This is a genomic window from Thermoanaerobaculia bacterium, assembly GCA_035260525.1.
Taxonomy (GTDB): Bacteria; Acidobacteriota; Thermoanaerobaculia; order UBA5066; family DATFVB01; genus DATFVB01.
The window spans coordinates 1-10,432 of sequence record DATFVB010000124.1 but is presented as its reverse complement, the minus strand read 5'-3'; the positions used below and the strand labels follow the sequence as shown (position 1 = coordinate 10,432).

Here is a 10,432-nt window from a genome sequence, read left to right as displayed (position 1 = left end):
GCAAAGGATCTTGTTCTTCTCGACGCGGTCGCCCGGCGACACGAACGGATCGGACTCGGGCGAGGCCGCCCGGTAGAACGTTCCGACGATCGGCGACACGATGTAATGGAGCGTGTCCTCGGCTGCCGCGGCCCCTCCTTCCGCCGCGCCCGGCTCGGCGGCTGGCGCGGCAATGGCGCCGGCGGGCCCTCCCGCGACTCGGCCCGGCTCCGGGAGGGGCGTGTAGTACACCGGCCCGCCGCCGTTGGACTCCGGGCGCTGCCCTTCGATGCGGATCCGAAAGCCCGAGCGTTCGATCTCGATTCCCGAGAGGCCCTTCTCGGCGACGAGTCCGATCAGCTCCTTGATTTCCTTGAACGACAGCATCACACCAGCTCTTTCTCGAGGACGGACGCCGCCTTGCGGGCCTCGAATCGGGCACGGCCCGAGTTGCCTTCGGGCGACAACAGGATGAGCAGATAATACTCGGAAGTCACCGCCGCGAGCACCACCGTCGCCTTCTCCGACTGGACCGTGAACTGGCGCACCATCCCGGGCTCGATGGCGAGATCGACGGCGCTCAGGTTGCTCAGGATCCCCGTCATTTCGGCGGAGACGCTCTCGAGGACCGAGTCCTCGGCCGGGACGACCGAATCGATCGCGATCCCGTCGCGCCCGACGAGAGAGACCGCGTGAATGCCCTCGACCCGCTCCGCGAAGGAGAGGAGCGTCTCCCGGAAGATGTCGGTCACGACCGCGCTCCGGCCGCCGCGTTCGCCTTCACCCGCGAGAGCCAGGCTTCGAGCGTCCGGTGTTTGCGCTCTCGATCGTCCTCGGGAGGAGACGCCGGCGGCTCCGCCGGTCCCTCATGAAGCGCCGCGATCCGCCGCGTCAGGCTCTCGTCGCCCGGGTGCTCGGCGGCGAGACGTTCGTAGATACGGCTCGCCTCGTCGCGGAAGCCCTGGCGCTCGTAGAGCTCGGCGAGCGTGCGGGAGGGCGGAAGCTCCGGCGGCGGCGAGAGGACTGACTCCGGCCCCTCCGCCGGCGCCGTTTCACGCGGCGCGGCCTCCGTCTCCGGCTCCGGCTCGGAAAAGGCCTCCGCCGCGGGAGGCAGCTCTCGCTCCTCGACGGCGGCCGCGGAAGGGGCAAGCTCGGTCCCCGCGGTTTCTCCCGAGATCGGCGGGGGCTCGGGCCCCGGGCTCTGCTCCCCGGGAAGGGCGAAGTCCGGAAGGGTGATCTCGGAAAGCGAAGCCGCCAGATCCGCCGGGATCGCCGGCTCCTCCCGGACTGGCGCCGGCGCTGCGGGAGAAGGCCCGTCCTTGGCTCCCGATGCCGTCTGCTCCGTCTCCGGCGGCGATCCCGACCCCTCCTCCGGGGCCGGCGAGAACTCGAGGGTCGAAAGGGCGAGCGTCGCGTTCGGGTCGAATCGGAATTCGGCCGAAGAATCGGAGAAGTTGATCGGGTCGAACATCCTCGGCTCGGCCGGAGGAGCCGTCGGCGGCGGAGGAGACGGGTGCGGCGGCCCCGGCGGCGCCGGCTCGGTTTTCGCGTCCCTCTCGAGAGCGGCGATCTTCGCGTCGATCGCCCGGTCGCCCGCCAGAGCGCGGTAGAGCTTGTATTTCTTGACCGCCTCGACCGCGTTGCCCCGGCGCGCATAGAGATCGCCGAGCGCTTTGGCGGCGACGAGGTTCTCGCGGTCGGTAGCGAGGACTCGCGCGAAAGCATCGATCGCCTCGTCGTCCCGCCCCATCTCCTGGTAGAGCCGGGCGACCGCGATCCGGGCCGAGAGGTAGCTCGGATGCGCCTCGAGGCCCGTCCGCAGCGTCGCCAGGGCGTCGCTGAAACGTCCGGCGCGCCGGTACTCTTCGGCCAGACCCACGAAGATCCGCGAGCCCGGCATCGCGGCCATCCGCTGCTCGAGGTCCCGGATCCGCGCCGCGCTCTGGGGGTCGGCCATGGGGCCGTATTGTCTCATCAAAACGCCGCGCGGCGGCGTTTTAGACGGGATACTCCCAAAGGCCGTGAACGGGCTGTCAGGGGCTTTGGGTGAACTGCTCGATCGTGATTCCAGCCTCTCGGATCAGGGCTCGGAGCGTCCCCTTCGCCAACTCTTTGTGGTTCGGAACGGTCATCCAGGGATTTCGATCACTTCCTCGGTGATTGGCAGAGGTACCGGCTCACCATGCTTTGCGAGGCTCGCGAGATAGCCTTCGATCGCATCGCGAATATTGCTGAGTGCTTCCTCTCGGGTGCGCCCCTGCGAAATGCAACCCGGCAATGTCGGGCATTCGGCCACGAACACGCCGGCTTCGTCCGCATCGACAATGACCCGAAACTTCATTGCCCGCTTCTATATTCGAATTGAGCGAAGATCCGAGCCCGGCATCGCGGTCCGCTGCTCGAGGCCCCGGATCTGCGCCGCGCTCTGGGGGTCGGCCATGTGGCCGTATTGTGTCATCGGGGCCCCGAAACGAAGCCGCCCCCGGAGATCCGGGGGCGGCGAAAAGAGCGCTGCGTCGGGTCGGGCGACTATGGACAGCCGGGGGAGTCCGCGCTGAGCGACGTGGTCGCCGTCCTGCCGCAGGCGTCGGTGACCGTCAGGGTCGCCGTGCCGGAGCAGGGACTGGCGTCGGGGCAGGTGAAGGTGACGGACCCCGTGCTGCCGGCTCCCGTCGCGGACGGCGGGCTCGCCGCCGATCCGTCGGAATTCGCGAACGTCCAGCTGTAGGTGATGTTGCCGGTTCCCGTCGCCGAGAGCCCCGCCGTGAAGCTCGCGGTGTACTGGTGATTGCTTCCCGTGCACGTCGGAGCCGCTCCGGCCGCGGCGTTCGCGGCGGGTCCGGCGTCGTTGAAGGTCGAGTTGGTGAACGTCGCCGCGGTCGAGCAGCCCGTCGCGCCGTTGACGAAGGTCAAGGCGACCGTCGCCGAGCAGATGCCCGGCGTCACCGAGAAGCTGATCGTCTGCTGGCCGTTGACCTCGGTCGCGCTGACGCCGGACACGCTTCCCCCCGAGGCGCCGATCGCCAGCTGGCCGGGAGAGCCCGACGGGAAGAGATTCGTGCCGATCACGGTGACGGCGGTCGCCGAACCACCCGGCCCGGAGGCCGGCGTCGGGCCGCTCGTGATCGTCGGAACGTTCACGGTGAACGTCCCCGGCGAGCTCGCGGTCTCGCCGTCGGAGAGGAGCGTCACCTGGATCGTCCCTCCACTGCTCGGGCAGCCGGCCGGCGGCTTGGCCAGGATCTGCGTGCCCGTCACCGACAGGACCGTCCCCTGTTTCCCGCCGAACGTCACGAAGAGCGGCGCGACGAAGCCCTGGCCGGTGATCGTAACCGTCGTCGACGCATCGCCGTGATCCGGTGTGAACCCGAAGATGACGATCCCGACCGTGTAGGTGTAGTGAAGCGTCCCGTCGCTTTCGCAGGCTCCGCCGCCGCTGGTCACGCAGTCGATGTTCTTCACGACGACCTGGGCATCCGCCGGGAAGCTCTGGACGCTTCCGCCGAACGCCGACGCCGGCGGTGTGATCGCGATGATCTGCGACGGAGCGGCCGACACGATCTGCGCCTGAATTCTGTTGGTGCCCACGACGAAGAAGACCTGGACCTGCGTGCCGAAGTTGTTCCCCAGGATCGTCACCTGCGTGCCTCCCAGCTTGGAGCCCGAAGACGGAAGGATGGCGGTAACGACCGGCGCCGTCGTCGTGGGGTTCGTGAACGTAAAGCAGTCGGGAGACCTGAGCGCCACCCCGTTGACGACGACGTCCAGCTCCACGGGCGTCGCGGGCAGCGCGGCAAGCTCGGGGAAGGCGGGTGTCGTCACGGTGATCACGGTGCCTCCGCCGCTGACCGTGCCGGTCGCCTGATGCACGACGGCGCCGGAAACGAAGAGAACCGGTACCGTGGCCCCGTCGGCCCCGAAACCCCCGCCCGTGATCTGAATTTGGGTTCCGCCCGTGACCGGCCCGCTGTGCGGGTTCGCGCAGCTCGAAATGAACGTCGTCGCCCCGCCGTTGGTCGTGAAGGCCGCGGACGCGCTCGCGGGTGGCGACGTCTGCGTGCCGATGGTCACCGTTCCGTGGACGGTCGCGGTCCCGACCGAGTTGCTGCAGAGCGTCGTCGTCACGGCGCCGTCCTCGGAGAGGAGCGAGATCGTCTGGAGGCCGTTCTGGCCGAAGGTCCCGAAGTTCGTCGACAGAAGGATCGACGTGCCGTTGGGCACGACCGTTCCGTTCTGAGTGGCGCGCGCCGTTACCAGCGTGCAGTTGCCGGCGCTGACGGATCGGATCGTGTCGAAAGTCACGGAGAGGCCGTTCGAGCCGGTGCCCGGTTTGACTCCCGTCGGCCCCGGGCTGTCGGCGGAGCAGCCGGCCATGAGCCCCGCCGCGGCGATCGCCGCCAGAGCCACGATTCGGTTCAACGTCAGGCGCATCGGGGCCTCCTTGGTGGTCGGGATGTTCGCGTTGCGCATTCGCATCCTTCTACGCCGCGCTGTAGAGCACGAAGATGTCTAGCGTCGCCGGATCACTCTTGACGCGGGTCCCGGCCACCGTCTCGCCGTAGAAGGTGACCGTGATTCCGAGGTGGATCGTCGGTTGTCCGGTCTCCTGGTCGATCCCGCCGTTGAACGGCAGCAGCTGGTCGAACGGGGCCTGCTGGACGGCCGACGGCTGGATCACCGGGTAGTTGCTCAAGGTCGTCGAGCCGCCGAGCGGAATCGTGCCGCCAACCGTGAACGTCTCGTCCGGGGGGACCTTCGTGCCGCCGTCGAGCCGGGTGAAGTGCACGACGTACGTCTGGAGCTCGATGGTCTGGAAGCCGTTCGGGTCGGTGATGGATGTGTTCTTGGGATGGCTCGTCACGACCATGCTCGAGAGCTGGAGCGGCGCGCCCGTCGCGATGTTGAACGTCAACGACTGCGGTGTACCGGTGACGAGGTTCGTCGTCATGTACACCGGCGACTCCGTCTCTCCCTGCTTGTTCGTGCATCCCGCGGCGAACGGAAGGACGGCGGCGGCGAAAAGGAGGGCGCGTGTGATCGTTCGTTTCATCGTGAGCTCCCTCAGTGAATGATCCGCGGCGTGATGAAGATCAGCAGCTCGTCGTGGTTCTCGAGCTTCTGCTTCGTTCGGAAGAGATTGCCGATGATCGGGATCTTCCCGAGACCCGGCACGTAGTTGTAGCTGTCGTTGTCGTTCATCTGGAAGATGCCGCCGATCACGGCCGTTCCGCCGTCCTTGACGATGATCTTCGTGCGCGCCTGGCGGATCGACAGGGGCACGTTTCCTCCGCCCTGGATCTGAACGCCCGGCGCGGGCTCGCGCTTCTGGATGTTGACCTGCATCAGGATCGTCCCTTCGGCCGTGATCTGGGGCGTGACCTGCAGCTGGAGCGTCGCGTCGACGTACAGGACCGACGTGGTGTTGTTCACCGTCGTCTGCACCGGGATCTGGAGGCCCGTCTGGATCGAGGCGGACTCGTTGGTCATCGCGGCGACGCGGGGCGAGGAGATGATCTTGACGAGGCCCTGGTTTTCCGCGGCGTTCAAGGCGATGTCGAGGTTGAAGGTGTCGAGGACGTTGCCGAGCCGGAGGGCGAGACCGGTGGTCGACGGCTGGGCGGATCCGTTCGGACGCGTGAAGACCGTGCCCGCCAGGTTCCCGTTGTTCGGGAAGATGAGGTTCGTCGTGTTGCCGTGGGCGGCGTCGGCGACGCCCGAGAAGCCCCAGTTGACGCCGAGCGTATGGCCGAAGGTCTTCGTCGTCTCGACGATGCGCGACTCGATGATCACCTGCTCGGTCGGCCGGTCGAGGTTCTCGAGGAGCTGGAGGACGGTCGGCATGTAGTCCTGGATCTCGCGGATGATGAGGGTGTTCGTGCGCTCGTCCACGATCACGTCGCCGCGGGGAGACATGACGCGCTTGAGCGTCGCGGCGGCCTGCGAGACGTTGGCGTAGGAGAGCCGCTTGATGACGGTCTTCGTCGGGAGGGACGACTGGCGGGCGAGATCGAGCGCGGCGCGCTGCGTCTCCTCGTTCTGGAGCTTGCCCGTCGTCGCGATCCGCATGACGTTGTTCTCGATGATGTAGCCCAGGCCGTTCTGCTTCAGGATCAGCTCGAGGGCCTGGTCCCACGGAACGTTCTCGAGCCGAACGGTGACGGTCCCGCGCACGTCGGGGTCGATGACGATGTTCAGGCCGGTCAGCTCGGAGATCGTGCGGAAGACGTCCTTGATGTCGGCGTCCTTGAGATCGAGCGAGATCGGCTCTCCCGTGTACTGGGTCTCGCCGCCGCCGACGGTCCGCGATTTGTAGGTATTGGCGAGCTCCTGCTTGTCGACCGGCTTTTCCTGGTCGTTCAACATCACTTCGGCCGACTCGAACAGCGGGTCTTCCGACTTCGCGGCGGGCGCCTTCGCGGCGGGTTCGGCCGCGGCCGCTCGCGTCTCGACCGGTCTCGGCTTCGGCATCTTCCTGGCCTCGAGGACCCCGTGGGCGCGCCGGGACGGAGGAATGGAGTCGACGGCGGGCCCCGTCGCGAGGCTCGCCAGGTGTCCCTCGGACGTCTCGGTGGACGGCTCGGCGGAGCCGCGGGCCGATCGTGCCTGCGCGGTCTTCTCGACCGGCCGCTTGGGGAGCTCGATCGAGGGCTTCGGCTCGACGGGCGCCTCCGCGACGGTCGCGGCCGGCGGCACCGGGGACGGCGCCTTCACCGAGGGAGCGGGAGCTTCGGCGCGAACCGGCGCCGCGCCGGCCACCATCGTGCGCGAGGGCTCGGCCTTCGGGGCGGTCGGCGGAGCCGGGATCGCCGTTGCGACACTCTCGCCCAGGCGCACGAGGAGGCGCTCGCCGTCCCGCTCGGTCCGGTAAGGCCGGGTCCGGTCGAGATCGATCACGACGCGGGCGATCCTCTCGGGCGTCGTGCGGTACTGCGAGATCCGCGCGCGGAGGACCGGCCCGGCGCCGGGGATCACCCGCCGCGGAACCTGAGCCCGCACGCCCGCGACGTCGAGGACGATGCGCGGCGGATTCTCGAGCGCGAAATCCTGGACCGAGAGGGCGCCGTCGCCCAGGAGAGAGACGATCGCCGAGGCGGCGGATACGGAAGACACGTCGACGCGCTCGAGAGCGCGCGCCGCCTCGCCCCGGGGCACGTTGGCGGGTACGGGCGACGCCGCCGGGAGGTCCGCGGCAGTCACGATCGCCGGAGCCGCCGGGCTCTCCGGAGCGGGCGCGGCCGGAGTTTCCTGAGCGCCGGCGGCCGCCGACGCGTCCGCCGTCTTCTCCGCGTCGAAACCGACGGCGAGAGAGCGGCCCTGCGACGCGATCTCGAAATGCGCGCCGGCGCGGTGCTGGATCGTGATCCGGGTCTGGCGATGGCCGAGCTCCTCGATCGGCTCGACCTTGAGTCCCGTGACGAGCGCGCCTTCCACCGAAGGAGCGACGAACGCGTCCGACGGGTGGGCGCCCGAGAGGTCGATCACGAGCGTGTCGGGGCGCGGCTCGTACGACGTGTAGAGGAGCGGCGAATCCGCGGTGAGGACGACGCGCGCGCCGTCGGCGTCCTGCGAGAAGGCGGCCGAGTCGATCGTCGCGGCCGGTCGCGAGACGGGGGCGGCGGCGGCCACCGGCGTCGGGGAGGGAGCGGAAGTGTCGCGGGCCGCGGTTCCGGAATGGGTCGAGGAACACGCGACGGCGAGCCACCCCAGGGCGAGCGCCGCGTACCAGGTTCTTCGTGGATGCATCATTCCTCCCGTTCTCGCGAATCCCTTACCCCGATCGGTCATTCCGGTCTCGCGGGCGCGTTCAAACGCTTGACCACGTCCCGGAAAGGCTTGACGCTCTGGGGATCGTTGACGTTCTGCCGGAGAGTGAGCTCGTTGTTCTCCACGTCGAGCACCTCGCCGTCGAAAAGGACGTCCCCCTTGCGGAGGAGATAGCTCTTGTTGTCCGAGCCGCGGACCTGGGCGAGCCAGCCCGAACGGGTCTTCCAGATCCCCTGGAGCTCGAGCTCGTCGACCGAGAGGCCGGCGATCCCCGGAGGCCGCGATTCCCTCGACCGTTCGCGGACCAGGAGCGACTTGAACGGGTCCCGCCGGCCGGCGGGATCGTAGACGTACTGGCGTCCCTCGATGGTCGTGTCGTCGGGAGGGGCCGCGGGAGCCGCCGCCCCGGTCTTCGCGGCGGCGGCCGGGGCCGCGGGCCTGGCGGCGGGGGCGCTTTCCTTCTTCGCCTGCGCCGAGACGAGCGCGGCGGCGAGCAGGAACATCGCGGGGGCGAGGGTGCGCATCGTTCTCATTCGGGTGGCAGGTCCTTTCCCTTGATCGCCGCGGCGCCGCGCGAGACGTTCCCCGGCCTCGCCGGCGCCCCGGGCTTGCCCGGCGCCGCGGCCGCGGGCGCGTTCTCGTCGCCGGTGTAGATGAACGTCTTCGCGACGAAGGTCGCGTTGAGCGTCTTGCCCGCGACGTTGTTGATCCCGTTGATCCGGAGATCCTCGACGTTGATGATGCGCGAGAAATTCGCCATCCGGGAGAAGAACAGCGCGAGGTTGTGGTACGTCCCGTTGAGCACCACGTTGAACGGGTATTCCTTGTAGAAATCTTTCGGGATCGGCTCGTTGGTGCGGAAGACGAGGAGACTGAAGTCGCCCTGATGGATCAGCGCCTCGACCTTCTTGATCAGGTCCTCGGTGTCGCGCTCGGGCGGAAGCACCTGGAGCAGCTTGTGGAGCTCGAGCTCGAGCTTCTTGACCTCTTCCCGGAACTGCGCGAGCTTGCGCTCCGCGGCGCGCCCCTTCTCGATTTCGGCCGACAGCGACGCGTACTTCGCCTTCGCCGCGTCGATGTCGCGGCGGCGCGGCCCGAAGAACTGCCACTCGGCGACGCCGACGAGGATGCCCGCGATCACGAGGCCCGTGACCGCCGACTGCCACATCGGCTTATCCTCGAACTTGAAGAGATCGTCGAGCGCCATCTAATTCCTCGTCATGCGGCCGGCTTCGCCGGCGGCGCTGCGGCCGGAGGACTCGTCGTCGCCGGCGCCCCGGCCGGAGCGGCCGTCGGCTCCGTCGGCGACACGTACGTGAACGTCACGGCGAGCCCGAAGTTGTAGATCGGCCCCTCCTGGTTCAGCGACTGGAAGCGGGGCTCGGCGAAGTAAGGGCTCTTCTTCAGGTTCTCGATGAAGTTGGCGACCGCGTTGGGCGTCATCGCCTTGCCGTTGATCTGGATCGCGTTCCCGATCAGGTTCATGGTGTTCAGCCAGACCAGATCGGGGAGCGCCTTGGAGACCTCGTCCATCAGCCGCACCGGGCCGTGCTGGTTGCGCTTCAAGTCGTTGATCAGGTTGATCTTCGCCTCGAGGTTCGACTTCTTCTTCTCGTAGCCGTTGACCTCGTCGATGATCGACTTCAGCCGGTCGACCTCCGCCTGCGCCCGGCGGTTCTTCTCGTCCCAGTCGCGCTTGACGGTCGCGACGTGCCACCACATGCCGAGGAAGTAGAGGACGGCCAGCGCGAGGCAGCCGATGAAGACGAGGTTGTTGACCTTCCCGGTCGCGACCGCGGGCTGCGCCGCCCGGGCCGCCGTGCGTCCTTCCGAGAGAAGATTGATCTTGATCAAGCGATCACCCTCCGACCTGCCGGACCGCGAGCCCCACGGCGATCGCGAGCATCGGGGCGTGCTCGGAGAGCCAGTCCTCCGAGACGCCGCTTCCCGCGGTCTGGATCTGGCGGAACGGATTCATGATCTCGACCGAGATCCCGAACCGCTCCTTCAGCTGGGAATCGAGGTTGACGACCCGCGCGGAGCCGCCGGAGAGCACGATCTCGTCGATCCGCTCGGTCGCGGTCGTCGCGGTGAAGAAGTCGAAGGTTTTCTGGAGCTCCTGCGCCATGTCCTGAGAGACGGCCTGCAGGATCGGGAGGGCGGTCGTCAGCGACTGCTCCCCGACCTTCCCGCCGCGCTTCAGGGTCTCGGCCTGGTCGAAGCTCAGGTTGAACTCCTTCTGGAGGGCGTCGGTGTACTGGTTGCCCCCGAAGGAGATGTCCCGCCAGAAGATCGAGTTGAGCCCCGACAGCACGTTGACGTTCGTCACCGACGCCCCGATGTTGACGAGGGCGACGACCCGGCCCGGGGTGAGCGGATAGTTGACCTCGTAGGCGTTCTGGACCGCGAAGGCGTCGACGTCCACGAGAACGGGAGTCTTGCCCGCCTGGGAGATGACACCCGTGTACTCGGCGATCTTGTCCTTCTTGACCGCGACGAGAAGCACGTCCATCCCGTCGGCGGTCGCCGTGTCGAGGACGACGTAGTCGAGGTTGACGTCGTTGATGTCGAAGGGGACGTACTGCTCGGCTTCCCACCGGATCGACTCGGCGAGCTCGGACTCGGTCATCCGGGGGAGGTTGATCTTCTTGATGATGACGGAATGGCCGGAAAGGGAGGTGCCGAAATT

Annotated in this window: 11 protein-coding genes; all 11 read right to left on the bottom strand. The window is 68.0% G+C overall.

The window, feature by feature from the left end; translation table 11 throughout:
- On the bottom strand, positions 1-366 hold a 366-nt coding region (locus tag VKH46_05950; protein HKB70368.1), incomplete at its 3' end, for an acetyl-CoA carboxylase biotin carboxyl carrier protein.
- Entirely contained in the window at positions 366-731 is a 366-nt protein-coding gene (locus VKH46_05945; protein ID HKB70367.1) for a roadblock/LC7 domain-containing protein, read from the bottom strand. The genes VKH46_05945 and VKH46_05950, both read right to left, overlap by 1 nt.
- Positions 728-1,936, bottom strand: coding sequence for a tetratricopeptide repeat protein (locus VKH46_05940; GenBank protein ID HKB70366.1), 1,209 nt, complete (start codon positions 1,934-1,936; stop codon positions 728-730). Before VKH46_05940 ends, VKH46_05945 begins: the two co-directional genes overlap by 4 nt.
- 171 nt (positions 1,937-2,107) lie before the next feature.
- Positions 2,108-2,320, bottom strand: a complete 213-nt coding sequence (locus VKH46_05935; protein ID HKB70365.1) for a type II toxin-antitoxin system HicB family antitoxin — start codon at positions 2,318-2,320, stop codon at positions 2,108-2,110.
- A 188-nt stretch (positions 2,321-2,508) separates the two neighbouring features.
- Positions 2,509-4,449 carry an IPT/TIG domain-containing protein gene (locus VKH46_05930; GenBank protein HKB70364.1) on the bottom strand — a complete coding sequence of 647 codons (1,941 nt, stop codon included), beginning with the start codon at positions 4,447-4,449 and terminating at the stop codon, positions 2,509-2,511.
- A 10-nt stretch (positions 4,450-4,459) separates the two neighbouring features.
- Positions 4,460-5,029: a hypothetical protein gene (locus tag VKH46_05925; GenBank protein ID HKB70363.1), complete on the bottom strand. Its 570-nt coding sequence runs from the start codon at positions 5,027-5,029 to the stop codon at positions 4,460-4,462.
- A gap of 11 nt (positions 5,030-5,040) precedes the next feature.
- The gene (gene pilQ, locus VKH46_05920; GenBank protein ID HKB70362.1) at positions 5,041-7,722 is read right to left on the bottom strand and encodes a type IV pilus secretin PilQ; all 2,682 of its coding nucleotides are present in this window, start codon (positions 7,720-7,722) and stop codon (positions 5,041-5,043) included.
- Between the two features lie 38 nt (positions 7,723-7,760).
- Positions 7,761-8,276 (bottom strand): hypothetical protein, encoded by a 516-nt coding sequence (locus VKH46_05915; GenBank protein HKB70361.1) that lies wholly within the window; start codon positions 8,274-8,276, stop codon positions 7,761-7,763.
- On the bottom strand, positions 8,273-8,950 hold the full coding sequence (gene pilO / locus VKH46_05910) for a type 4a pilus biogenesis protein PilO (protein ID HKB70360.1): 678 nt from the start codon (positions 8,948-8,950) through the stop codon (positions 8,273-8,275). Before pilO ends, VKH46_05915 begins: the two co-directional genes overlap by 4 nt.
- 11 nt (positions 8,951-8,961) lie before the next feature.
- On the bottom strand, positions 8,962-9,597 hold the full coding sequence (locus VKH46_05905; GenBank protein ID HKB70359.1) for a PilN domain-containing protein: 636 nt from the start codon (positions 9,595-9,597) through the stop codon (positions 8,962-8,964).
- A gap of 4 nt (positions 9,598-9,601) precedes the next feature.
- The coding region (pilM, locus tag VKH46_05900) for a type IV pilus assembly protein PilM (protein HKB70358.1) at positions 9,602-10,432 on the bottom strand (831 nt) is incomplete at its 5' end.